Annotated in this window: 22 protein-coding genes; 5 read left to right on the top strand and 17 right to left on the bottom strand. The window is 60.4% G+C overall.

From position 1 onward, the window contains the following. Positions 1–57: 57 nt before the first annotated feature. The 7 genes from V6S97_RS17030 to V6S97_RS17060 all read right to left on the bottom strand — a co-directional run bounded on the left by V6S97_RS17030 (position 58) and on the right by V6S97_RS17060 (position 8524). Positions 58–1170, bottom strand: coding sequence for an FAD binding domain-containing protein (locus tag V6S97_RS17030; RefSeq protein WP_087745440.1), 1113 nt, complete (start codon positions 1168–1170; stop codon positions 58–60). Between the two features lie 110 nt (positions 1171–1280). Further along, a complete protein-coding gene (locus tag V6S97_RS17035) occupies positions 1281–2528 on the bottom strand; it encodes an oxalate decarboxylase family bicupin (protein ID WP_112278181.1) in 1248 nt (415 codons plus the stop codon). A gap of 1 nt (position 2529) precedes the next feature. Next, a complete protein-coding gene (locus V6S97_RS17040) occupies positions 2530–2997 on the bottom strand; it encodes a hypothetical protein (RefSeq protein WP_087745436.1) in 468 nt (155 codons plus the stop codon). A gap of 311 nt (positions 2998–3308) precedes the next feature. After that, positions 3309–3683 (bottom strand): response regulator transcription factor, encoded by a 375-nt coding sequence (locus V6S97_RS17045; protein ID WP_003508307.1) that lies wholly within the window; start codon positions 3681–3683, stop codon positions 3309–3311. 66 nt (positions 3684–3749) lie between these two features. After that, positions 3750–4406 (bottom strand): response regulator transcription factor, encoded by a 657-nt coding sequence (locus tag V6S97_RS17050; RefSeq protein WP_003508308.1) that lies wholly within the window; start codon positions 4404–4406, stop codon positions 3750–3752. After that, on the bottom strand, positions 4399–5979 hold the full coding sequence (locus V6S97_RS17055) for a PAS domain-containing sensor histidine kinase (RefSeq protein WP_111829472.1): 1581 nt from the start codon (positions 5977–5979) through the stop codon (positions 4399–4401). Before V6S97_RS17055 ends, V6S97_RS17050 begins: the two co-directional genes overlap by 8 nt. Before the next feature lie 250 nt (positions 5980–6229). After that, positions 6230–8524 (bottom strand): FdhF/YdeP family oxidoreductase, encoded by a 2295-nt coding sequence (locus V6S97_RS17060; protein WP_111829471.1) that lies wholly within the window; start codon positions 8522–8524, stop codon positions 6230–6232. Positions 8525–8939: 415 nt separating this feature from the next. On the opposite strand from V6S97_RS17060, the gene V6S97_RS17065 reads away from it, so the two are divergent. The 4 genes from V6S97_RS17065 (at position 8940) to V6S97_RS17080 (ending at position 11051) form a co-directional block, all read left to right on the top strand. Then, positions 8940–9458: a Dps family protein gene (locus tag V6S97_RS17065; RefSeq protein WP_060723817.1), complete on the top strand. Its 519-nt coding sequence runs from the start codon at positions 8940–8942 to the stop codon at positions 9456–9458. Between the two features lie 19 nt (positions 9459–9477). Continuing rightward, positions 9478–10458, top strand: a complete 981-nt coding sequence (locus V6S97_RS17070) for an alpha/beta fold hydrolase (RefSeq protein WP_060723818.1) — start codon at positions 9478–9480, stop codon at positions 10456–10458. A gap of 67 nt (positions 10459–10525) precedes the next feature. Then, positions 10526–10696 (top strand): hypothetical protein, encoded by a 171-nt coding sequence (locus tag V6S97_RS17075; RefSeq protein WP_003508313.1) that lies wholly within the window; start codon positions 10526–10528, stop codon positions 10694–10696. A gap of 151 nt (positions 10697–10847) precedes the next feature. Continuing rightward, positions 10848–11051 carry a hypothetical protein gene (locus V6S97_RS17080; protein WP_003508314.1) on the top strand — a complete coding sequence of 68 codons (204 nt, stop codon included), beginning with the start codon at positions 10848–10850 and terminating at the stop codon, positions 11049–11051. A gap of 153 nt (positions 11052–11204) precedes the next feature. Here V6S97_RS17080 and V6S97_RS17085 read toward each other — a convergent pair whose 3' ends face one another. The 10 genes from V6S97_RS17085 to V6S97_RS17130 all read right to left on the bottom strand — a co-directional run bounded on the left by V6S97_RS17085 (position 11205) and on the right by V6S97_RS17130 (position 22224). Beyond that, positions 11205–12527, bottom strand: coding sequence for an epoxide hydrolase family protein (locus V6S97_RS17085; protein WP_111829469.1), 1323 nt, complete (start codon positions 12525–12527; stop codon positions 11205–11207). A 197-nt stretch (positions 12528–12724) separates the two neighbouring features. Beyond that, the gene (locus V6S97_RS17090; RefSeq protein ID WP_111829468.1) at positions 12725–14143 is read right to left on the bottom strand and encodes an aldehyde dehydrogenase family protein; all 1419 of its coding nucleotides are present in this window, start codon (positions 14141–14143) and stop codon (positions 12725–12727) included. Positions 14144–14453: 310 nt separating this feature from the next. After that, positions 14454–14870: an organic hydroperoxide resistance protein gene (locus V6S97_RS17095; protein ID WP_060726459.1), complete on the bottom strand. Its 417-nt coding sequence runs from the start codon at positions 14868–14870 to the stop codon at positions 14454–14456. 149 nt (positions 14871–15019) lie between these two features. Further along, positions 15020–16336, bottom strand: coding sequence for an ATP-binding protein (locus V6S97_RS17100; protein WP_080865009.1), 1317 nt, complete (start codon positions 16334–16336; stop codon positions 15020–15022). Then, positions 16333–17073 (bottom strand): response regulator, encoded by a 741-nt coding sequence (locus V6S97_RS17105; protein WP_080865010.1) that lies wholly within the window; start codon positions 17071–17073, stop codon positions 16333–16335. The genes V6S97_RS17100 and V6S97_RS17105 overlap by 4 nt, the downstream gene beginning before the upstream one ends. A 94-nt stretch (positions 17074–17167) precedes the next feature. After that, positions 17168–18214, bottom strand: coding sequence for an alpha/beta fold hydrolase (locus V6S97_RS17110; protein WP_111834064.1), 1047 nt, complete (start codon positions 18212–18214; stop codon positions 17168–17170). Between the two features lie 201 nt (positions 18215–18415). Further along, entirely contained in the window at positions 18416–19174 is a 759-nt protein-coding gene (locus V6S97_RS17115; protein ID WP_112278182.1) for an alpha/beta hydrolase, read from the bottom strand. A gap of 41 nt (positions 19175–19215) precedes the next feature. Continuing rightward, complete coding sequence (locus tag V6S97_RS17120; RefSeq protein WP_112354548.1) at positions 19216–20967, bottom strand: cytochrome c biogenesis protein DipZ; 1752 nt, start codon at positions 20965–20967, stop codon at positions 19216–19218. Positions 20968–21147: 180 nt separating this feature from the next. Further along, complete coding sequence (locus V6S97_RS17125; RefSeq protein ID WP_334427558.1) at positions 21148–21657, bottom strand: cytochrome P460 family protein; 510 nt, start codon at positions 21655–21657, stop codon at positions 21148–21150. Positions 21658–21786: 129 nt separating this feature from the next. Then, the gene (locus V6S97_RS17130; RefSeq protein WP_334427559.1) at positions 21787–22224 is read right to left on the bottom strand and encodes a hypothetical protein; all 438 of its coding nucleotides are present in this window, start codon (positions 22222–22224) and stop codon (positions 21787–21789) included. Between the two features lie 347 nt (positions 22225–22571). Here V6S97_RS17130 and V6S97_RS17135 point away from each other — a divergent pair, with 347 nt between their 5' ends. Beyond that, on the top strand, positions 22572–23660 hold the full coding sequence (locus V6S97_RS17135) for a hypothetical protein (RefSeq protein WP_035199154.1): 1089 nt from the start codon (positions 22572–22574) through the stop codon (positions 23658–23660). The last annotated feature ends 95 nt before the right edge of the window (positions 23661–23755 follow it).

Below are 23755 nucleotides of genomic sequence, written 5' to 3'. Positions count from 1 at the left end.
CGTAGCGCAAAGATGGGGTGAAGCAAGACAGGACCGTCCCTGATTTTTGACCCGTGTTCAGATGGCGGTTTCGGCAAGCCGCCGCCCATAGGCTGCAATTGCCTTGCCCACCGGCAGGCGGCTTCTCTGATATCGTGAAAGGGCGGTGGGCAGATCGTCCGTTTGCCGCAGGGCGTCGCGCAGCGCCATTGCGTCACCCGCGGCCTTGGAAACGCCCATCGCGGTGTGAGGGCGAACCACAAAGGCGGCATCTCCGACCAGCGCCATGCGCGGCGACACCATCTGTTCAGCCTTATAGTCGAAAATGCCCTGGATCGATGGGTTTTCCTCCGCTTCCACCGCAAGCGCCAATTGTGGCGGCAGAAGGGAGGACGCGTCCCTGCGCAGTTGCTCGCGGCGCTGCTCAGTCAGTTCGCCACGGGGTAGCGAATATTCGAAATGCCTGCCGTCGCGGCCGGTGAAGGTTCGGCCAAGCTCATCAGCTGGTGTAGGACGATACCACACCCAGTTGTAACGGCGCTGTCCCTGTTGTGTCTCACCAAGTGGCCCCGGCACGAGGTAACCCAGAACATGAATTCCGGGTGTGATGTAAAAAGCGAAGCGGTCGAGCAGCAGGGACGCATCGGCCGGTAATCTGGTTTCGGGTATCAGCCCGCGCCAGGCGACATAACCCGCAAAGGCGTTTTCCGAATGGCGATTGACCGCCTTGCGGATTGCCGAACCCAAGCCATCCGCGCCGATCACCAGATCAGCGCGCTCTTCCGTGCCGTCGGCGAAGGACAGCATCACTCCATCAGGGCCTTCCCTAACCGCGTCGACATGGTGTCCCAGACGATAGGTATCGGCGAGGAGGCGGGAGGACACGCGCTCAAAGAGATAGTCCCATGAAATCTGCATCTGCGGCGTCTTCTGGCGCTGGGCCACGCGGCCGCCAGCATCGAGGTAGATGCGCTCCTTCGCAACCACACCGACATGGGTGACGTCTTCGCAGCCGATCTGGTCCAGAACCTCGAACAGGTCCTGCTGCGGCACCAGTCCTGCACCACGCCCGCCGAGGCCGGACGAGGAGCGCTCGTAGACTTTCACATCGTGCCCGTCCTGCTGCAGCAATATCGCCGTGAAAAGACCGGCAAGCGAGCCGCCGGCGATGCAGATTGTCAATGGTTTCATGGCCGTTCCTGTCTTTCGATATTGGTTTTGCGGCGTCGCGCCTTGTCTCAGTGAGAAAAGACCGGCGGATCGGACATGCCGAAACGCCGGTCAATGGGCGGACAGGATGTTCAGCCCGGCATGATCGCCGGCTGGTTTGCGGGAAATTTTGCCACATCCTCGATGCTGAAGTTGAGGTGCTGGGCCACCAGCGCCGGTGGGGTATGCGTCAGCCAGGAGGACAGGCTGACCTCCTGGTATTCGGCGGTCTTGAAGACCGCGACGAATTGCAGGTCGGTCTTCCCGGTATTTTCGATGATGTGGCCCTGGCTTCTTTTCACGTAACCGATATCGCCGGCGCGGAAATCGGCGGTCTGGCTGCGCGGCCCCGCGTCGAACACGGTCATTCGGCCTTCACCCTTGATCCAGTATTGCCATTCGTCCGCATTGGGATGCCAGTGCATTTCGCGCACACCGCCGGGCTTGATCGTTTCGATGGCGGCGGCGATAGTTTTGGACACGGTAAAGGCGCTGCTATCCGCAAGGCGAATGACCCCGGCAGCATTTTCCTTCAGTGGTTTTGATGCAGCGAGTTTGTAGGTGAACGGGAATGGGGGAAGTCCCGCGCTGGCAACGGCTTCCTGATCCCTGGAGAGCGGTCCCGGCTCCTTGCCCTGGAAAATCCAGAGGTTCTGCAGCGGAATGTTCCGGAACACGTCCTGCGCGACGCCGAAATTCTTGGCCAGCAGTTCGGGTGAGGTATGCGCCAGCCAGTCCGTCAGAAGCAGGGTGCCATATTCGGACTGGTCGCCTTCGTCGAACACGATGACGAATTCGCACCCTTCAGGGCCAAGTCCCTGCAGCGAATGGGGGTAGCCGGCCGGAAAATACCAGAGATCACCGGCCTCGACATCCTGCACATAGGCGCGGCCCTGCGTATCGAGCACCGTGATGCGGCAACGGCCATTGGTCATGATCGCCCATTCTGCGGCACGGTGCCAGTGCATCTCACGAACGCCGCCCGGTCCGAGCCGCATGTTGACGCCGGACACGGCATCCGAAATCGCGAAGTCCGATTTGGTCACCTGACGTGCCCATCCGCCGTTCTGGATACGCTTGGCGGCGTTGTTGAACGAGCCCCAGAAGAGCTGCATGTCGCCCACATCGGTCGCCGGCGGGCTCTGGAAGGATGGAAACTGATCGTTGATCGCAGGGTTCTTCGGGCCGGGATCGCTGAGACCCGCGGCATTGGCGTTGATTGCTCCCTCGGCGGGCTGGTCGGGATTGCCGAAAGAGGCTGCCCCGGCCGTGCTGGCGGCAAGGGCGGTGCCGCCGACGGCGCCGATTGCGAGGACTGCGCGTCTGGTCAATGTTTCCATTTCAGAACTCCTTGTTCATGGCGAGTTGGGACGAGGTGTCGATGGAGCGGGTCTGTGATGCGAGCTGGAGCACGGCGATGCGGTCGATCAGCTCGGCATTGAAGAGGCGGTGCTGCAGCTGGCAGAAGGCCTTGGGATCGAGCGCGTCGTGCCGGTCCGTTTTCTGGGCGGCGCGGGTGGCGACGCAGGATGTCTTGTCCAGTGCCGGAACAGCCTGTGCGCCTTTGGACGTTTCACTGAGCGTCGGCGCGGGAGCGGAAAGTCCGCCCAGCCTGTCGATCGCCTGTGGTGTGAGGGTGCGGAAGGCGCTGGCTGATGCGACGTCTTCGGAGGCCGCAAGCGCCGGTTCGCCATTCCTGATCAGGAAAGCATTGCCACCGAGCACGGCAACCGTACCCAGTGCCAACACCGCTGCGACTTTGAGACGACGGGGTCTCTGCTCGTCCGCATTCTTGCTGATGGAGGTCATGCCCTGCTCCTAAAAAGGGTGATGGTGTCGTCAGGAACGTTCGGAGGGGAAGCGCTTGACTGGAGCAAAGGCTACGGCGGAGAAGCGGAGCCGGCATCTATACAGAGGTCTAGTTCGTATAGCGGAAGGTGTTGGCGGCGGGATAAGCGCCCAGAGGCATCCGCTCAATGGCAATGCCTGCCCGGACGCCAGGCGTCGGAGCATGAAATAGCGACGGATTTCACTTGGAAGAGATGCAAGCAGAGCGATGGAAGGCTTGTCTGCGAGCGGATATAGGCTGGCTCGCCCGCTCGGTGGCGAAGCGTCAACCGTCAGGACGGCCGGGCGAGAACGGATTCCAGGCATCCGATCAGACTGACGATATTGACCGGCTTGCCGAGAAAGGCCAAAGCGCCGCCGTTCAAGGCCGCATTCCGGGTGCGCTCATCCTGATAGGAGGTGACGAAGATCATCGGCGGGTGGTTGCCGCGCCTGTTCAGCTCGCTCTGCAACTCGATGCCGGAAAGACCGGGCATTTTGACATCCACGACGATGCAGTCGATGTCCGCCTGCTGCTTCGATTCCAGGAATTGTTCGGCAGAAACAAACAGGCGGCATTCGTAACCGAAGGACATGATGAGATCATCCATGGCTTCGCGAATGGCGGGATCGTCGTCGACGACGGCAATGACGGGAACGGGGGGCAATGAAAGCGACCTTTTCTGTTTTTCTTTCTTTCTCTATGCGCCCATGCCGCTCTCAAAGATACCATACTAAGATACAGGTGGCCTGAGCTTCTCGCCGATCAGCTCCGCTTTCCGCACGAGGTCGGCAACCGATCTCGCTTCCATTTTGCGCATGACATTGCCCCGGTGCAGTTTCACGGTGACTTCGCTGATGCCGAGCTCGTAGGCGATCTGCTTGTTCATCAGGCCGCGGACAACGGCGCCCATGACCTCGCGTTCCCTTGGCGTCAGCTGTTCGGCAAGTGAGGTGACGGCCTCGTTCTGGGCGCTTTCGCGTCGTCTCGACGCATCCCGCTCCATCGCGGCCGCGACGGCGTCCAGAATGTCCTGTTCCTTGAAGGGCTTGGTCAGAAAATCGACAGCGCCGGCCTTCATCGCCCGCACGCTCATCGGGATATCGCCGAAGCCGGTCATGAAAATGATCGGCATCCGGTTGCCGACGCGTTCCAGCTGCATCTGGAAATCAAGACCGCTTATGCCCGGAAGCCGCACATCAAGCAGCAGGCAGCCGGGCCGGTTCAGATTGGCTTTTTCAAGAAAGGCGGCGGCGCTGTCGAAAGCTTCGGCATCGAACTTCATGGAGCGGAAAAGATCGGTGAGCGCCTCGCGCATCGACACATCGTCGTCGACGATGAACACGATGGGTGACGGCGGCTCCTTTGTCGTCTTGCGTGGCTCAGGCATGTTCCATCTCCTGGCTGATCGGCATGGAAATGGTAAAGACCGCCCCGCCGAGAGGATGATTGTCGCCGGTAAGCCTGCCGCCCCGTGCTTCCAGTGTCGTGCGGCAGATGGAAAGCCCCATGCCCATTCCCGTCTCCTTGGTCGTGAAAAACGGCGAAAACAGCTTTTCCTTCATCTGCACCGGGAAACCCGGCCCATTGTCGTGAACCGCAATATGAATATTGTCCCCGTCTTCGCGTTCCTTCCGCACCGTGATGGTGCGATTGCCGGTGCCCGCCTCGTCCATGGCCTGAATGGCATTGGTGAGAAGGTTGATCAGGACCTGCTGCAATTCGATCCTGACGGCTGTTATCGGTGGTGTGGCCGTTTTTTCCACGTGCACCGTGGTTCCGCTGCGTTCCAGCTCATGTTCGAGAAGACTTAGCGTTTCATCGATGAACTCATCGAGGTCGAAGGTTTCCATCTTGCCGCTCGTATGGGCGAGCAGGCTGCGCGTGTTCTGGATGATTTCACTGGCGCGCTGCCCGTCGCGGATCATGCGTTCGGCCGAGCGGCGGGCGGCGGCAATATCCGGCGGATCGCGATCGAGCCACCGCAGCAATGTCTGCGCATTGACGATGATGGCGCCAAGCGGCTGGTTCAGTTCGTGGGAGAGCGATGCGGACATGGCTCCGACGGCTGCCGCCTTCGAGGCTTTTGTCAGCTCCGCCTGTGCCTCGGCCAGCGCCTTCAGCGCCATTTCGCGCTGGGTGATATCCACCATGCTGACCACCACACGGTTGAAGGAGGCCGCCTCCGCGGGGAAACTGATTGAAAGAAGCACCAGCTTGTCTTCGCCGGTGTCGGTGCGCACCACCACCTTGTCTTCGAAGACACGCCGATTGTCGATGATCGCCTGCAGGACATCGACGAACTTGCCGGACGAAGAAACGACCGACTGCTGGAGGGTGCCGCGGATAGAGGAATCGTAACCCAGCATTTCCTTTCCGGCTTCATTTGACGCAACAACCGTGATGAGATCGATGCATTGCTGCGTAAAACCCGGGTTAGCGCGCGCATGGGCCCGTATGTCGGTGATACCCCGCTGCTTGAGGCCCATCAGCAGGGCGTGAAGCTTCGAATAGTCGCGTTCCCAGAGTGCGACGCGCGTGCGGTCGAAAATGGAGCGATAACGCTCCTCGCTTTCCTTCAGCGCCGCATTGACGGATAGCATTGCCAGCCGGGCGGTCTCCGTTTTCAAAAGCAGCATGGTCGTGACGGCAAGTGCCGCAAGGGCGACGACCAACCGAAGGGCCGACTGGAAATCCGCATCCTGCGCGTGGGTCGTTGCATAGGACAGGAGGGAAAGAATTGCACAGGCACAGGAGATCGCGATCAGTCCCGACCAGCTTACAGTCTGCGCGGCCAAAAGGACCGTGATGACATAGAGCACCGCGATCGCGCCTTCTATGTCGGTATAGGTATCGACGTAAAATACCGCGGCCGCCAGTGCCAGCGCCCCAAGGCCAAAGGCCAGATGGTGGGCTCGGCCTTCCGGCTCGCGCGCGCGAAACATCCTTGACGCAATCGACATTGTTCCCCCGATGCGATTTTTGCCGACAATACGGTTTTTTCAGCACAACCTGACCTATACATAGGTCTTGGTTGCCACCGTCGTCGAAACATCAGGATAGCGGTAAAACGGCACGGCGCTATATCGAAAAATCCGCATATATGGCCGGTCATCCACAGGCCATGCCTGATGGCCCGAGGTGAGGTCCAACCCAAACGGTGGGGAGAAGAGCGCGCAACGACCGCTGCGTTGCGCGCCGGGCCTTCGGTCGTCAGGCGGCTGCCGGGCTCACCGTGATCGGGACACCCTTGTAGGAAGGCGTTCCGGAAAGGCGGTCATAATGGCCGAGCGCCACCACCGCATTCATTTCCGGATAATAGCCTGCGGCCGACCCCTTCGGGATATTGTATTCGACGGCGGTGAAACCCTGAACGAGGTGTCGGTCTTTATTTTCTGGGCCGATGCCGTGAATATCGATGCGATCACCATCCTTCAGGCCGCGCTCCGCAAGGTCGTGCCGGTTCATGAAGATGATGTCCCTTCGGCCGAAGACGCCGCGATAACGGTCATCCATGCCATAGATCGTCGTATTGTACTGATCGTGGCTGCGGATCGTGGTCAGCACGAGGGCTTCCGGATTGGAGATGAGCGGATCTTCTTCAAGCCCCGTGGCGACAAGGAAATTGGCCTTGCCACTTTGCGTGTTCCAGCGGCGGAACGAGGCCGCGACATCAAGGCGAAAGCCGCCTTTTATCCGAACCCGGCTGTTGAAATCCCTGAAATCGGGAAAGACCTCTTCGATCTTGTCGCGGACGCGGTCGTAATCGGCAATCAGCCAATCCCAGTCTATTCCATGGCGGCTGCCGATTGTCGCCCTGGCGATGCCCGCGATGATGGCCGGCTCCGACCTGACCAGCTCCCCGGGCGGGTTCAGGAAACCGCGAGAGGCATGCACCATCGACATCGAATCCTCGACTGTCACGGCCTGCGGGCCCGAGGACTGGGTATCCAGATCGGTGCGTCCAAGGCAGGGCAGGATCAGCGATATCTTCGCTGTCAGAAGGTGCGAGCGGTTGAGTTTTGTTGCGATGTGAACGGCAAGATCGAGGTTGCGCATGCCCTTGAAGGTCGCGCCGGTATCCGACATGGCGACGGCGAGGTTTCCGCCAAGACAGATCAGTGCCCGGGACTCGCCGGCGATGATCGCCTCGACGGCCTCTATGGCATTGTGGCCTTTTTCCGCAGGGGGACGAAAACCGAATGCGCGCTCCATGCCGTCCAGCAGCGCCTTGTTCGGGATTTCGGTGATGCCGACGGTGCGGTCGCCCTGTACGTTGGAGTGGCCGCGAATGGGCGCTATTCCCGCACCTGGGCGGCCCATATTACCGCGCAGCAGCAGGAGATTTGCGATCTGCTGCACGTTGCCCGTGCCCTTGGCGTGCTGCGTGATGCCCATGCCGTAACAGATGATGACATTGGAGGCGTTCACATAAATCCGGGCAGCGCTTTCAAGCGCCTCCTTCGTCAGCCCGCTGACGGAGCAGATGGTGTCCCAGGAGGTAGCGTCGATGTCGGCGCGCAGTGCGTCGAGACCGTCGGTGTGTTCTTCGATGAAGGTTCGGTCGAGCACACCGGCACCACCCGCCTTCTGGTTTTCCGCATCCAGTTCGAACACCGCTTTCATGATGCCCTTGAGGGCTGCGAGATCGCCGCCGGTGCGCAGTTGATGGTAGGCGGAGGCGATGGGCGTCGAAGAGAGCGTCGCCATTTCTATCGGGTCCTGTGGCGCGGCGAAGCGTTCCAGCGCCCGTTCCTTCAGCGGATTGAAGACCACGATCGGCACGCCGCGTTTTGCGGCATTATGCAGCGTCGTCATCATGCGCGGATGGTTGGTGCCGGGATTGTGGCCGAAGCTGAAGATCGCATCGGCATGATCGAAATCCTCCAGCGTCACCGTGCCTTTGCCGACGCCGATGGATTTCGGAAGGCCGACGCTGGTGGCCTCGTGGCACATGTTGGAACAATCAGGGAAATTGTTCGTCCCATAGGCGCGCACGAAAAGCTGATAGAGAAAGGCGGCCTCGTTGGACGCCCGGCCGGATGTATAAAATTCCGCCTTGTCGGGGTCGTCGAGCTTGTTGAGTTCCTGCGCGATCAGATTGAAGGCGTCGTCCCATGCGATTGGCTCATAGCGATCGCTTTCGGCATTGTAATGCAGGGGAAGGGTCAGCCGGCCGGCATCCTCCAGCTTGTGATCCGTCCATTGCCACAGTTCGGAAACCGTATGCTGGGCGAAAAATTCGGGTCCGGATCGTTTCGCCGTCGATTCCCAGGTGATGGCCTTGGCGCCGTTTTCGCAGAACTCAAAGGATGAGGTGTGTTTGGGGTCGGGCCAGGCGCAGCCGGGACAGTCGAAACCTTCGGGCTGATTGGCCTTGAGCAGCGTCATCGTGCCCTGCGCGACGATCTGCTGGTGCGCGAGCGTTTTCGCAACGGCTTTCAATGCATCCCAGCCGCCGGCTGGGTGATCGTATTTTTCAATACCTTCGGGCCGTTCTTCCGCCATGTTGGAATTCCTTCGATTTTGCAGATTGACGATTGTCGTGCCCGCTGAGGCTAACGCAACGGCGAAAGAGTAAACATAATACTCAGGCATAGGTTGCCTGCAGGTCCGAGGCCGAAACGAAAAAAAGGCCGCCTCCTGCGGCGGGGGCGGCCTTGGCGGATCGGGAGGAGATCCGCAGCTCCGGGGGAGGGGGACACCGGAGACGATGGCTTCTGCGAGCCAATCGCCCTGGGGCGGGGCGACAGGTGAAAACTATCCCGGGTTCGAAATTGCCGAAACTACACTTAGGTATCGGGTGGACTGGACCAGCAGCCGATTTCTCCCGAGCCATCCTTCTTTCTATCCTCGGTGCCGATCAGACAGCCGCAACAGGGGCGCTCAACAACGGGCGGTCGATTGCAAAAGGAGAACGATCATGGACACGACCACAGCCGCCAAAAACCGCAAGCTTCCACTCGCAACGCCGACCGACCTTGGCGCTGAAGCGAGCCGCGACATCGCCGCTGCGCTGACCGCGCTGCTGGCGGATGTCTTCACGCTCTACATCAAGACCAAGAATTTCCACTGGCATGTTTCCGGTCCGCATTTCCGTGATTATCACACGCTGCTGGACGAACAGGGCGCCCAGATCTTTGCGATGACCGACGACATTGCCGAAAGGGCGCGCAAGATCGGCGGCACGACCATCCGCTCCATCGGCCATATCGGCCGCCTCCAGCGTCTCCTTGATAATGACGCCGACTTCGTCACGCCGGAGGATATGCTTGCCGAACTGCGTGAGGACAACAAGCAGCTTACCGCCATCCTGCGGCAAACGCACAGCCTCACCTCCGACCTCAACGACCACGCCACCACCAGCCTGATCGAAAACTGGATCGACGAGACCGAGCGCCGCACCTGGTTCCTGTTTGAAACCACCCGCCGCGCCCGCTGAAACCAGGCAGGAAACCGAAATGACCGACAATCCTATCGAGCTCGCAATTTCCAGACGGCATGTTCTGCTGGCCGGCGCCGCTCTTTCCACCGCGATGGCCATGCCATCAACAGCCTTTTCAAAATCCATCCCATCCCGCAACGAAGGAGCATTTCCAATGACCGGATCATTCGTAAAGACCAAGGACGGCGTCGATATCTATTTCAAGGACTGGGGTCCGAAGGATGCCCAGCCGATCGTCTTCCATCACGGCTGGCCTTTGTCCTCCGACGACTGGGACGCGCAGATGCTGTTCTTCGCCCAGAACGGTTACCGCGTCGTGGCCCATGACCGTCGCGGCCACGGCCGTTCCCAGCAGGTGAGCGACGGCCACGACATGGATCATTATGCCGCCGATGCATCCGCCGTTGCCGAACATCTCGATCTCAGGAATGCGGTTCACATTGGCCACTCGACCGGCGGCGGAGAGGTCGCGCGTTACGTCGCCAAATTCGGCGAACCGCAGGGCCGCGTTGCCAAGGCCGTGCTCGTCTCCGCCGTTCCGCCGCTGATGCTGAAGACGCCTTCCAATCCCGGCGGCCTGCCGATCGAAGTCTTCGACAGCTTCCGCAAGGGCGTGGCCGAAAACCGCGCGCAGTTCTTCCTCGACGTGCCGACCGGTCCGTTCTACGGCTTCAACCGTCCGGATGCCAAAGTCTATCCCGGTGTCATCCAGAACTGGTGGCGTCAGGGCATGATGGGTAGCGCCAAGGCCCATTATGACGGCGTCAAGGCCTTCTCGGAAACCGATCAGACGGAAGACCTGAAGGCGATCACGGTGCCGACGCTCGTTCTCCACGGCGATGACGACCAGGTCGTGCCGATCGCAGATTCTGCCGAATTGTCGGTCAAACTGCTGAAGAATGGTACGCTGAAGGTGTATAAGGGGTATCCGCACGGCATGCTGACCACCCATGCCGATGTCATCAATCCGGATCTGCTGGCCTTTGTGAAGAGCTGATCACCGGAAACGGCCGCCGCCGGAAAAAGCGGATGGCGGCCAATTTCTCGCGCGGAAGGAGATTCCGATGCCGTTCAAACCATCTTATGAAGACCTTGCCCTTCGTGACGGCATCGCAAGCCTGCCCGAGATGGAGGATATTCAGCTGGAGCTTCCTCTGTCCCCGCAGGCCGAGGCGGAAAACCGGATCGACGCGAACCCGGAGCCGTCGAGCGACGAAACGAAATTTCAGGACTGATCGATGCGATCGCCGTCCTCGACGGTAGCTTATTGTATCAGCAACCAGTCTGACTACATCGAGGTACCGTTTTCGGTTTCGGTGGAAAACTCTCGACACAACGCTTCTCCATCAAGTGACGCAATATCGTTATTCATGATGGAGATCCGAGATGACCAACGCAGTGTCGCTTCTGTCGATCCGCAGGGTTTTGAATGAGTTCTGCGCAGAGAACCGCCTGCCGATCGGCTGCTCGATAGCCGTTGACGCCGCAAAATACCTGATCAGGATCGCCTCCACGGACGCCGTGTCCGGATCAATGCTGCGATCTGCGCTGGATCAGTGGATGGCGGAACGTGTCGCGGTTGCGGCCTGAAATCTTCTGGCCTCAGATAAGGAAAAAGCCGTTCCTCGATTGGTGTCGAGCGACGGCTTTTTTGGTGCAGAAACGCCCAAGCGTTAAATCGGACAGCAACACGAGGATGTGGTGAAGCGCGGTCCGGGAACCGCGCTTCCAGAATGACGTCTCTCAGCGCAGCTTTCTGAAAGCGTCACGAAGCTCTCTTGAGAAAATCCCGGGCTGCTCCCAGGCGGCGAAATGTCCGCCATGATCGACCTGATGATAATAGGTCAGCGATGGATAGGCCTGCCTGCTCCAGCTCTCCGGAGCCTGATAGATTTCCTTTGGGAAAACGGTGATGCCGACGGGGATCTTGATGTCCCTGGTCTTCTGGGCGTCCGCGCTGAAGTTGTTGTTGTTGTTTTCCCAATAGAAACGCGCGCCGGACGCGCCGCTGTTGGTCAACCAGTAGAGCGTGATGTCGTTGAGCATTTCATCCCTGGAAAGCACGCTTTCGGGCTCGCCATTGCTGTCGCTCCATTGCGCGAATTTCTCGTAGATGAAGGATGCAAGACCGACAGGTGAATCCGACAAGGAATAGCCGATCGTCTGCGGTCTTGTGACCATCATTGCGCCATAGGCAGCGTTCCTGCCGAAAAACTCTTTGAGCGAGTCATAGGCATTTCGTTCCTGCGCAGACAGGTCCGCAGGGGCCGGATCACCGCTGTTGATGGCTTTCATGAGCGTAGCGGGAACGGTGGCCGGCATATTGAGATGGATGCCGAGCAGACCCTTTGGCGCCTGCCGGGCAAGCGCATCGGAAATGACCGAACCATGATCGCCGCCTTGGGAAACATAGCGCGCGTAGCCGAGGCGCTTCACAAGGGTGTCCCAGGCGCGCGCAACACGGTCCGGTCCCCAGCCCAGATCGGTCGGATGGCCTGAAAAACCATAGCCGGGGATGGAGGGAATGATCACGTCGAACGCGTCTTCGGCTTTGCCGCCATAAGCGGTCGGGTCCGTCAACGGGCCGATGACTTTTGTGAACTCGAAGATTGAACCCGGCCAGCCGTGGGTGAGGATGACAGGCAAGGCGTTGGGATGGCGTGAGCGGACATGAATGAAGTGGATGTCGACGCCGTCGATCGTGGTGATGAACTGCGGCAAGGCGTTGAGTTCTTTCTCGGCATTTCGCCAGTCATAGTCGCTGCCCCAATATCGGACGAGATCCTGAACCCGCGCCAGCTGGATGCCCTGGGAAATATCGCCAACGGTTTCCTTATCCGGCCAGCGCGCATTCCTGATCCTCGCCTTGAGGTCGTCAATCTGCGACTGATCGACATGAACCTGGAACGGCCGAATGCTGTCGTCGGCAGAGGTGGTTTCGGATTGGGGTGGTTTGACAGTCTCAACTGCCAAGGCAGGGGTGAAGGCCATCAACACGGCCATTGCAGACCCAAGGACAATCGCCGTGTTGTGTCCGTCTTTTGCAGGGTGAAGGACGTCGGTCATATTTCTCTCCATATCGGTTTGTTCCGCGACCATTTCGCGTCCGAAACAGGTAGATGTTGATCGTATCCCGGCTGTTTTTTTCGACCTGCTGTTGCGTCACCAAACGTCGGTTTTCGCACGGCTGACACTTCTGGATACAAAGTCGGCCTGAAGCAGAACGGAGAGTGCGCCGGGACCGGCGCTGCAGACTTCTCGCGTTACGGGGTTAGAACGGCTCGCGGTTCGAGCATGCCGTCGAGACCGAAGGCACCAATCTCCCTGCCGATACCGGATTGCTTGAAACCGCCGAAGGGCGCGCGAGGATCATGCGGGGCGCCGTTGATGACGACGCGGCCGGCCATTAGCCTTGCGGCGATGTGTTCGGCACGTCTGAGATCGGATCCAAGCACATAGGCCTGCAATCCGTAGTCGCTATCATTGGCGATTTCGACGGCCTCATCTTCGTCCTCATAGGCGAGAAGACACAGGACGGGACCAAAGATTTCTTCGCGGGCGATGCGCATTTCGTTCGTGACATCTGCGAAGATTGTCGGGCGGGCGAACCATCCTTTTTCAATCCCGGCCGGTCGTCCGGTTCCGCCTGTCAGCAGGGTTGCTCCTTCTTCGACACCAAGCCGGATGTAAGTCTGAGTCCTCTCCCACTGGGCAAGGCTGGCGAGAGGGCCTACCCGAACCTCCGGATCACGGGGATCGCCAACTTTGAATTTTTCAGCCGCCATCCTCAACCGCTCGGCAATCTCGGGGAGACGGGACCGCGGAGCCAGGATGCGGGTACCCGCGACGCAGGCCTGGCCGCTGTTTGCAAAGCCCGACATCAGGGCGACAGGTATGGCCTTGTCGAGGTCGGCATCCGGCAGGATAATGGTGGGTGCTTTTCCTCCCAGCTCCAGAACCACTCTTTTCATGCCGTCGATAGCCGCGCGTTGAATGATCTTTGCAGCTTGGGTGGAACCGGTGAAACTGATGGTCGCAACGTCGGGATCCTGCGTCAGCGCCGCACCGACCACCGGACCCGTGCCGTTGACAATGTTGAAAACCCCTGCCGGCAGGCCGGCCTGATGCAGCCTTCTCACCAGAATATCCGTCTGAAACGCACTCTGTTCGGCCGGCTTGATGACAAGGGACGAGCCGGAACCGATTGCATGCGCAAGCTTGGTGGCGATAAAACCGAAATTGCTGTTCCAGGGCGTGATGGCGGCGAGAACGCCGCGCGGCTGCATCGTGACCGTGCTTTTGCCCACGACCCGGTCAAAGTCGTAGTTCGCCACGGTCTCAGCCATAACATCAAAAATCGACGCTGCGTTTTGAACGGAGAAAGCCGTGAAATAAGCGGGCGCGCCGTATTCTTCGGTCATGATCTGCGTGAGCTCATCCGGTCGCTCTGCGATCGTATCGCGCAGGCTGCGCAGCATATCGATACGCTGCGCCTTGGTGGATGTTGCCATGGCGGGAAAAGCGCGTTTCGCGGCTGCCACTGCGGCCCTTGCATCATCGGCGTTGCCAAGCCGGACATCGCCGATTTTTTCTTCCGTTGCCGGATTGAAAAGGTCCAGCCGTTCATTGCCGTCTGGCACCATAAATTTACCGTCGACATAGATGTGTTCAATTGATCGCATTGATCTGGCCTCGTTTAAGATGGTTGGAAATCCGGCTCGTCTGGCCGCCGCGGAACGCGCTGGAGGCGCGCCGCATGGGTCGCAAGCAGGCTTCCTTGAGTTGATCAGAGGGATGGCAGGAAGAAGTTGAAACGCGAAAACGGCTGCGGCGGGCGCCGAGCCGTTCCCTTGTGGTCACATCGATGAAACTGCGCCCAGAAGTCCTGCAAGCGGCGAGGGCTCGTCGGATGTAGCATCATATACGCACGGTGCTGCGAATATCGCCGCAAACACGATGGCGACGACAAACGCACGGGCGGAAACAATCGGCTTAAGCGAGCTTGAGCGTAACATCGATGTTCCCCCTGGTTGCCTTCGAATAGGGGCAGATCTGGTGGGCATCCTCGATGATGGCCTGTGCTACGGGACGATCGATCCCGGGTAGGCTTACCGACAGGCGAGCCTGCAGGAAGAACTCGCCGCCCGTCGTGCCGAGGTCGACTTCCGCATCGACGGCGGTGTCGGCGGGAAGCCGGAGCTGGCGTTTCGCCGCCGCCTTTGTCATGGCGCCGATAAAACATGCCGACCAGCCGGCTGCAAAAAGCTGTTCGGGATTTGTGCCCGGCTTTCCGCTGCCCGGAGGCGAGAGCTTGATGCCCAGCGCGCCATCATCGCTTTGCGCCGATCCGTCACGCCCGCCGGTCGTGTGGGTCTTGCCGGTATAAAGAACAGTCTCGATCTTGGTCATGGGAGGCTCCTTTCATTTGCCGCTGCTGCGGCGTTTCGTGATAGGAGCTTTGTGATGGATCAGCGTATCCGGCATGTTTCCGGAAACTGCGAAACTGTATCGAAAAGTATCGGCGCTTTGTCACCGGTTATCGTCGACCCGCATCCCTGTCAGGGAAAGGCCACCTCGGCCGCAAGCCCGCCGCCCTGCCTGTTATAGAGGCGAACCGAGCCGCCGATCGTTCCGGCGAGCTGCTGCGCGATCGCCAGTCCGAGACCTGTTCCGCCTGTGTCGCGGTTTCTCGATGTTTCAATCCGGAAGAAGGGCTGCATGGCATTTTGCAGCATCTCGTCGGGGATGCCCGGCCCCCGATCGAGCACCGTGATGACCACGGTGCCTTCACCACGCCGGTCCACTTTAATTTCGGCGCTGCCGGCGAATTTGAGGGCGTTATCTATGAAGTTCGTCAGGATTCTTCGCAATGCATGTGGCTTTGTCGACGCGGTGCCGCGCACCATGCCGGCAACTGTTACGGCTTTTCCGGTATCCTGATAGTCGTAGGCGATGCTGTCGATGAAAGAAGCCAGATCGATACGGGAGGATTTCTCGCCATTGCCGTGAGCGCTGCGTGCGTAAGCGATCCCATCCTGCACCAGGCGTTCGATTTCACGCAGGTCACTGACCAGCTTTTCCTTTTCCGGCGTATCGTCTGCCATGTCGGCGCGCAACCGCATCCGGGTGATGGGCGTCTGCAGGTCGTGTGAGATCGCCGCAAGAATCTGGACGCGCTCCTCGAGATATTGCGCGACGCGATCGCGCATGGCGTTGAACGCGCGGGCGGCGTGGGCAACTTCGCTTGGGCCGCTCTCACTCATCGGCAACCCCTTTTCCCCCGGATCCAGCGCTTCGGCTGCCGCAGCAAGCGCGCTGAGCGGTCTGGTAGTCTGTCGCACTGCAAACCAGGTGCAGAGGAGGAGAAGCGCCATTTGCGCGGCGAAGACATATGGCAGCCACTCCGCCAGGGGCATCACGCCGCGCGGTGTCACGTCGATTGTCAACGGCGAGCCGTCCGATAACGTCAGATGCGCCTGAAGCCGCTTGCCGTCGCCGGGAATGGATTCGACCCTGACGGGAAAACGGTGTCCCGCGGCCTCCTCGATCCTCTGCGCAATTTCAGCGCCGCGGCCGGTCATGTCGGAAACGCCGGGAAGACCGGGGCCGAGGACGAGTTGATAATTGCTGCGGCTCAGGCGATGGACCCATTGCGCCCGCTCTTCCGCAGGCAGGCGGTCGATGATGGCGATCGATACCGCCAGATCCTGCTCCAGAGTGCCGAGCATGACCGCCTTTGCCGACATGTATCGCTCGGCAAAGAGGATGCTGAACGACAGGCTGTAGGCGATGGCGAGACCGGCAAACAGGATGAGGAAAAGTCTGGACCGCAGTGAGCGCGGCCACCAGCCGGTGAGCAGGCGCGAGCCGTTCATATTCTCGGCTCCGAAATCTCCACGGGCACCGCAAAGACATAGCCTTCCGCCCGCACGGTCTTGATGTAGACGGGTTCGCGCGCGTCATCCCCAAGCCTTTGGCGCACGCGGCTCACGAGAAGATCGATCGACCGGTCGAAAAGTTCGGCATCGCGTCCCTGGGTGAGATTTAACAGCTGGTCCCGGTTGAGGACGCGCTGGGGATGATCGATGAAGACCCTGAGAAGCCGGTATTCAGCCCCGCTCAAGGCAACGGTCGTGCCCTCCCTGTCGAGCAGGTGACGGCCCACCGTGTCGAGGCGCCAGTCACCAAAGGTCAGGAGCTGCCCGGCCTCGCTGATCTGCAGATTGGGAGGCAGCATCCGCGTGCGGCGCAGGATGGCTTTGATCCGCGCCAGAAGCTCGCGGGCAGCGAAGGGCTTCGACAGATAGTCGTCGGCGCCCATTTCGAGCCCGATAATGCGATCCATCTCGTCATCGCGGGCGGTCAGCATCAAGACCGGCGTGGCTTTGTGTTTCCCCGCCCGCAACTCACGGCATAGGACCAGCCCGTCATCGCCTGGCATCATCACGTCGAGCACGATGAGATCGACGGTATTGCCGTCGAGAAAACTTCTCATCTGCCGTCCATCGGCCGCCACGCTCGTGCGCAGGCCGTTCTTCTTCAGGTAGCTGGAGACCAGCTCCCGGATTTCCCTGTCGTCGTCCACGACGAGAATATGGTCGATATGTTCCATTGGATGCCTTCGTCGTCCGGACGGTTCGAGTGGCCCGCTACCGCGTCCCCTGCGTCACATGCAGTAAGACAACGGTTCGCGGGCTTCGGCAAGTTTAAAGCTTTGCGACGTCCAGAACAGCCCTGGCAAAAGCCTCGGGCGCTTCCTGCGGCAGGTTATGGCCGATGCCGCCGCTGATGTTGCGATGCTGGTACTTGCCGGAAAACTTCGATGCGTAGGCGGAAGGATCCGGATGCGGCGCGCCGTTGGCGTCGCCTTCCAGCGTTATCGTCGGCACGGTGATGACGGGAAGTTTCGCAAGCTGGCGCTCGTAATTATCGTACTTGGCTTCCCCGTCTGCCAGTGCAAGCCGCCAGCGGTAGTTATGGATGGTGATGGCCACATGGTCGGGATTGTCGAATGCGGGGGCCGAACGATTGAAGGTCTCGTCGCTGAATTTCCAAGTCGGAGATGCCGTCTGCCAGATCAGGCGCACGAAGTCGCGGGTGTTGGCGGCATAGCCCGCACGGCCGCGTTCCGTCGCGAAATAGAACTGATACCACCAGGAGAGTTCCGCCTTGGGCGGAAGCGGCTTCCTGTTGATCTCCTGGCTGCCGATAAGATAGCCGCTGACCGATACGAGCCCGGTGCAACGTTCGGGCCAGAGTGCGGCCATGATGTCGGCGGTGCGAGCGCCCCAGTCATAACCGGCCACGACGGCCTGCTTGACGCCGAGAGCGTCGAGAAAGGCGATCATGTCGACCGCAAGCGCCGCCTGCTGTCCGTTGCGTGCGGTGTCGTCCGAGAGAAAACGGGTCGTGCCATATCCGCGCAGATAGGGGATGAGTACCCGATATCCAGCCGATGCAAGGATGGGTGCGACATCGACATAGCTGTAGATGTCATAAGGCCATCCGTGCAGCAGCAGCACGACCGGGCCGTCTGCGGGGCCGGCTTCTGCATAACCGACGCTGAGTACACCCGCTTCAACCTGCTTCAGGGCGCCAAAGGAGGTGGCTCCCTCGTGTCCGGTTGACGGCTGAGGCGAAGGCGCTTCGCCCTTGGCATGAGCAAGGCCTGCGGCCCCGAATTCGACGGCGGCAACCGTCATTGCGGCAATGCCGAAGAAGCGGCGGCGCTGGAAATTGATCTCGGAATTCATTGCTGTCTCTCCTGTCCATGTTGGATGCGGGCAGGTAACGCGGTGCGTGTATCCTCGATGTGTCCCAAGGGGGACGAATGTGAATGGTTTTGTAGCAGGGGGCATTCCCGATACAGACTGATACATTCGGTCAGCCCTCTGGACGCAATCAGCCGCCCCGGCGTCTGGGGCGGCTGTGTTGGACTTCGAGGCGGGCGCGGTTTATTTCGCGGATTGTCGGGCGGCCTGTTCGATGACGTCTGCGACCTTTTCGGGCTGGGAGGCGAAGACCGCATGGCTTGCCGCAATCTCGGTCACCGCACTGCCGGCGCGCTTGGCCATGTCGCGCTCGAGATCGGGGTTGATCGAGCGGTCCTGCGTTGCGACAATCGACCAGCTTTTCTTGGTTTTCCAGGCGGGCTCGCCGCCTTTGGCGGCAAAGGCGGCCTTGGCGGCGAAGACCTGACTTCTTGCCATGAAGGCCGCGTCCTCACGCGGCAGATCGCCGGCGAAATCTTGTCCAAAGACGGCGGGATCGAGATAAAGGAACGCGCCATCCTTCGTCGGCTTGATGCCGTTGCCGGCCGGCGGTTTCGAGCCGGCGAGGTCGAGAAGGCTCTCTCCCTTCTCCGGCTGGAAGGCGGCGACATAGACCAGCCCGGCCACATCTGGCCGGTTACCCGCTTCCGAGATCACCATCCCGCTGTAGCTGTGCCCGACAAGCAGGCTCGGCCCCTGCTGGAGATCGAGAACACGGTTGGTGGCCGCCACGTCATCGGCAAGAGAGGTGATGGGCTCCTGCACGATCGTGACGTTGAAACCACGGCTTTCAAGGATGTCTGTCGCCCTGCGCCAGGCCGAACCATCGGCCAGCGCGCCATGGACGATGACGATATTCTTCACCTCTGCCGCCTGTGCGGCAAAAGCGATCAGTGCGGTTGCGACGGCAAACGCGAATTTTGGCATGAGACGATGGCGCATCATATTTCTCCTTTGGTTTTGATGGGGGGCGAAAATCTAGGTCAGCCGAAAGTGAAGGCATAGGCCTGCGCGCCGGGGTCGAGGAAGCGGATGGCAAAGGTTCTCGCTTCGACGGCGCCGGACTGGCGGACGAGCTGGTAAAGACGGGTTGAGGTGACGACGCCATTGCCCTCGGCATCCGTGTCGGCGCCATGATCCGCACCCGGCGGATGCCCGTCGATGGTGACCTGGAAACGAACCGGTTTTCCGGCTGCATCCGGCCCAAGGACCAGGTGCAGGTCACGGGCGCTGAAGCGATAGGTGATGCCACCATCAGCCGCATCAAGTGTGGCCGCCTCCGCGCCAACCGTCCAGGTGCCGGAAAGTCCCCATTCGTTGAGGGAAGGCGTCTTGACGGAATAGTCGCGCGGCATGTCTGCACGCATCGCCTCGTTGGATGCGAAGCTTCGAGCCTGCCGGTAGCCTATATAGGTTTCGCCCGAGCGCATGTGCCCGATATCCGCACCGGCTTCGGCTCCTGTCGCCTCCGGGCTCACCGGTGCGCTGGCGGAGGCGCTGCTGCCGGCCTCGCGCAGCAGGTCCTGGATCGCCTCTTCGGTCTGCCGGTAATTGCCCTCGCCGAAATGGTGGTAGCGAATCTGGCCCTTGGCATCGATCAGGTAATGCGCCGGCCAATAGCTGTTATCAAAGGCGCGCCAGATCCTGTAGTCATTGTCGATTGCCACCGGGTAATCGATCTTGAAGCCGGCGACGGCCTGTCTGACATTGTCGATCTTCTTTTCAAAGGCGAATTCGGGGGCGTGGACACCGATGACGACGAGGCCCTGGTCCCGGTATTTGTCCGCCCAGGCCCGCACATAGGGAATGGTGCGGATGCAGTTGATGCAGGAATAGGTCCAGAAGTCGATGAGGACGACCTTGCCACGCAATTGTTCACGCGTGAGGGGTGGAGAATTGAGCCACTCGACGGCGCCGTCGAGGGATGGAGCCTTGCCCTCAACCGGCAGCTCCGACCGGGCCGTAGCAGCGCTGGCACCCGCCGCCGTTGCCGCTTCAGGCGCTTTGGTGGTGCGGAGCCGATCGAGCACCTGCTGTTCGAAGGATGCCGTACTCGCATAGGAAATCTGCGACAGGAAACCCGTATCCAGACCGAGCGCGATGACCGTGACGCCGGCAAGCACCGCCGCGCCAAGCACTTGGCGGATCCGCTCGCTGAAACCCAGAGACCGCTTCATACCCGCAAATACCCTGCCGCCGACGAGAATGGCGACGGCAAGGGAGGTCGCAGCCCCGGCGGCATAGGCGGCAAGCAGCAGGCTCGTTTCCAGATTGGCCCCCTTCAGGGCTGCCCCGGTCAGGACAAGCCCGAGGATTGGTCCCGCGCAGGGTGCCCATAAAAGACCGGTGGCAATGCCGAGTATCAGGGAGCCCGCAATCGTCGGTACTGACCCGGGCTTGCCGGCGGCATTGGCGAGCCGGTTACCGAGTTCAACGACCGGGCGGGTGATGATGCTGGCCGCGCGGGGCGAAATCAGGCCGACACCAAAGATCGCAAGCAGCGCAAGCGCCACGAGCCGGCCATATTCATTGGCGCTGATTGCCCAGCTCCCGCCAACAGCGGCAAGCGTCGCGACGGCGCAAAAGGTTGCCGCCATTCCCGTAAGCAGGGGCAACGTGCTGCGCAGGAACGGTTGCCCCGCCCGCGCAAAAACGAAGGGAAGGATGGGCAGGATACAGGGGCTGAGAATTGTCAGCGCCCCTCCGAGATAGGCAATGACCAGAAACGTCATCATCGTGTCCTTTCAGGCAGGAGTTCGCGGCTCCGGGCGGCGAAGGCGACCCGGCGATGGCGCCAATTTCCCGGCCTCACGTATCCCTGATGTGTCGGGGCTTCGGTGAAATTGTAATCGAGTGTAGAGGCCGCCTTTCCGCGAACAGTCGCGAAGGCGAAGTCGCCCGAGCCCCGGCATCGGTTACGGTGCATATCGCGTGAAGACGAAATCATGGTCCTTGACGTTGCCCTCGTGGCAGGAGAGGCACGTCTCATGCTGGGCGGCATCCACCGGCTTGCCGTTGACAAACCGCCCGAAGCCCCAGCCGTGGCTGGCGGCATATTTCCCGGAGTCTTTCACCATCACCTGCACTGTGGTCGCCGCGCCCGAAACCGTGGCCGGCGGAAACTCCGTGGATTGCTGCCGCTTATAGGCGAGCTTCACCAGTATCGAGCCGTCGGGAAAGGGCAGGGTTCCGCTCTTGTAGGCGTCGACGGCGATATCGTTTGCCAGAACAGCGCGAAGCTCGTCCAGCGGCGGCGCTTCCTGCGCGGGCGCGATGAACTTCCAGTCACGATATCCTTCAGGAAGCGTGACACCATAGATGGGAGAAGCGAGCTCCGGCGGCGTGTCCGCTGAGCTCGAATAAACGGTTCCAAAACCTGCTGCCGCACCCGATAGGGCGACGGCGAAGAAAATCTGCCTCTTCATGGGAAATCCTGCCTGATCCGAAATAGATCAGGCAATGATCTGCCCTGCAGGTATCCGGCATGTTTCCTGAAACCCGCATTTATGTATCAGATCGTAGCGCTGCGCAGTGCCCCCGAAGGCATGTCACGCTCAAAGGCCGGCGAGCACGCTCACGTCATCGTCTTTCGGAGCCTCCATCGCGACCCTTATTGCCTTCTGGATCTCGTCCTCTATTGCCTTCCTTTCGTCGGGCGGCATGGCGGCAAGGTCGCCTTCGGACAATCCCCGCGCCTCCAGATATTGGGCCCGGATTTTCTCGCCAAGGCTCATATTTGCCCAGCGGCTAAGCTCGTCCTCATCGGAGCCTGTTCCGCCGCCTTCAAGCGGCGTCTCTTCTATTCCGCCCTCTTGCCCCCGGAGCGACCAGAGTGCGTTGGCAAGATTGGAGGAGAGCGAAGACGCGGCACCCCCTCCGATCAACGATGCCGACCGCTCGGGTGTGGGATCGGGCACGGCCTGGGAAACGTCCTGTGGCCGTGGGCGTATGTAAAGCGAGGCGGTGGAGCCAATTCGATCGATTGCAGACATGGTATATCTCCTTCCGCCGCAATCTGGTTCGGGTGGCTTGTGTCTGGCTGGTCATGCTGCTTGCCTGCGTTCAGCGACCTCTTTTTGGCGACCAAGAGCACATTTCTTTCGTCACCTCGCCGGCGGAATTGCGCAAAATCATTCCGAAGCAACGACAAGTCGTGAAACTTTTTGGAGCGCGGCGAGTTTGGTGAGGGAGCAATCAGCTCGCATGTCTCACTGCATATAATCGCCGCTACGCGGAGGATTGATCGTCCATTCGGAGGAGATCGCATGAATTCCATCATCTATCTAGTCGGCCTCGTCGTCGTCGTCCTGTTCATCCTCTCATTGTTGGGGCTACGCTGATGGTTGATCCAACGGGTATCGAAACGAATCCAAACCGCAGCTATGTGGATTGGCCAGCGATTTTCGCCGGTGCAGTCATTTCCTCGGGCGCCATGGCCATTCTCACCGCATTTGCGGGCGGCCTGGGCCTGAGTTCAATCTCGGCGGACAATGGTGGCGAGGTCAGCACAGTCTGGCTCATCATAACCGCGCTCTTCGTCATCATTTCCATGGTCGGCTCCTACATGCTGGGTGGCTATATTGCCGGCCGCATGCGCAGGCCTGCCGGCGCTGCCGACAGGAACGAACTGACCGTCCGCGATGGTGTAAATGGCCTGGTCGTATGGGGTCTCGGCACGGTCGTCTCGGCGTTTCTAGCGCTCGGCGTGCTGTCCGGTGGTGCCAAGGCTGTCGGCAGCGTGGCGCAGACCGCGGTTGAGGCAACGGGTTCCGCAGTCGGTGGCGCCGTTCAGGGTGCTGGCCAACTGGCGGGTGGCATCATTTCCGGCGCTGGCAGCGCAGCAGGTGGTCTGGCGCAAGGCGCCGGTCAGGCTGCAGCACCCAGCATCGAACAAATGCTTCCGCAGGGCCTGAAAGCCAATCCAATCGACTATTTCACGGATAGTCTTTTGAGGACCGATGCGCCCGCTGCCCCTCTGACGGGTGACCAGAGCGCCGGCGACTATCAGCGTCAGATCAGCGGCATCCTCGGCAATCTGCTTGCAACCGGTGAGATATCTGATGCCGATAAGACATGGCTTGCCAACCAGGTCGCTGCCCGCACAAACATCAGCCAGACGGATGCGCAAACGCGCGTAAACCAGACGGTTGAACGCGTGCAGGCCGTCAGGGCGGAAGCGCAGAAGAAGGTCGATGAAGCACAGAAGCAGGTCGAAACCCTGAAGGCTGAGGCGCAGAAGGCGTTGGACGATGCCAAGGCCAAAGCTGCGGATGCTGCAGAAAAAGCGCGCGTCGCAGGCATTCTGACCGCGTTCCTGCTGGCCGCTTCCGCACTCGTTTCTGCTGCCGCTGCTTATATCGGTGCAGTACATGGTGGCCGACACAGAGACGAAGGCCGTATCTGGGGTGGTCTTTCCTACCGCAAGTAACCAGAGCGACGGCAAGAAAAATCGTCTTTTCACAAATGTCCCGCCCGGACCAAATTCCGGGCGGGACTTTCGTTTTAGGTATCCGCCGTTACGGA

The organism is Agrobacterium sp. CCNWLW155 (assembly GCF_036888815.1).
Classification (GTDB): domain Bacteria; phylum Pseudomonadota; class Alphaproteobacteria; order Rhizobiales; family Rhizobiaceae; genus Agrobacterium; species Agrobacterium radiobacter.
This window is presented reverse-complemented; position numbering and strand designations above follow the sequence as displayed.

Coding starts and splice junctions, on each gene's coding strand:
- V6S97_RS17030 (WP_087745440.1), bottom strand. CDS start 1,170: ATGAAACCATTGACAATCTGCATCGCCGGCGGCTCGCTTGCCGGTCTT.
- V6S97_RS17035 (WP_112278181.1), bottom strand. CDS start 2,528: ATGGAAACATTGACCAGACGCGCAGTCCTCGCAATCGGCGCCGTCGGC.
- V6S97_RS17040 (WP_087745436.1), bottom strand. CDS start 2,997: ATGACCTCCATCAGCAAGAATGCGGACGAGCAGAGACCCCGTCGTCTC.
- V6S97_RS17050 (WP_003508308.1), bottom strand. CDS start 4,406: ATGCCTGAGCCACGCAAGACGACAAAGGAGCCGCCGTCACCCATCGTG.
- V6S97_RS17055 (WP_111829472.1), bottom strand. CDS start 5,979: ATGTCGATTGCGTCAAGGATGTTTCGCGCGCGCGAGCCGGAAGGCCGA.
- V6S97_RS17060 (WP_111829471.1), bottom strand. CDS start 8,524: ATGGCGGAAGAACGGCCCGAAGGTATTGAAAAATACGATCACCCAGCC.
- V6S97_RS17065 (WP_060723817.1), top strand. CDS start 8,940: ATGGACACGACCACAGCCGCCAAAAACCGCAAGCTTCCACTCGCAACG.
- V6S97_RS17070 (WP_060723818.1), top strand. CDS start 9,478: ATGACCGACAATCCTATCGAGCTCGCAATTTCCAGACGGCATGTTCTG.
- V6S97_RS17075 (WP_003508313.1), top strand. CDS start 10,526: ATGCCGTTCAAACCATCTTATGAAGACCTTGCCCTTCGTGACGGCATC.
- V6S97_RS17080 (WP_003508314.1), top strand. CDS start 10,848: ATGACCAACGCAGTGTCGCTTCTGTCGATCCGCAGGGTTTTGAATGAG.
- V6S97_RS17085 (WP_111829469.1), bottom strand. CDS start 12,527: ATGACCGACGTCCTTCACCCTGCAAAAGACGGACACAACACGGCGATT.
- V6S97_RS17090 (WP_111829468.1), bottom strand. CDS start 14,143: ATGCGATCAATTGAACACATCTATGTCGACGGTAAATTTATGGTGCCA.
- V6S97_RS17095 (WP_060726459.1), bottom strand. CDS start 14,870: ATGACCAAGATCGAGACTGTTCTTTATACCGGCAAGACCCACACGACC.
- V6S97_RS17100 (WP_080865009.1), bottom strand. CDS start 16,336: ATGAACGGCTCGCGCCTGCTCACCGGCTGGTGGCCGCGCTCACTGCGG.
- V6S97_RS17105 (WP_080865010.1), bottom strand. CDS start 17,073: ATGGAACATATCGACCATATTCTCGTCGTGGACGACGACAGGGAAATC.
- V6S97_RS17110 (WP_111834064.1), bottom strand. CDS start 18,214: ATGAATTCCGAGATCAATTTCCAGCGCCGCCGCTTCTTCGGCATTGCC.
- V6S97_RS17115 (WP_112278182.1), bottom strand. CDS start 19,174: ATGCGCCATCGTCTCATGCCAAAATTCGCGTTTGCCGTCGCAACCGCA.
- V6S97_RS17120 (WP_112354548.1), bottom strand. CDS start 20,967: ATGATGACGTTTCTGGTCATTGCCTATCTCGGAGGGGCGCTGACAATT.
- V6S97_RS17125 (WP_334427558.1), bottom strand. CDS start 21,657: ATGAAGAGGCAGATTTTCTTCGCCGTCGCCCTATCGGGTGCGGCAGCA.
- V6S97_RS17130 (WP_334427559.1), bottom strand. CDS start 22,224: ATGTCTGCAATCGATCGAATTGGCTCCACCGCCTCGCTTTACATACGC.
- V6S97_RS17135 (WP_035199154.1), top strand. CDS start 22,572: ATGGTTGATCCAACGGGTATCGAAACGAATCCAAACCGCAGCTATGTG.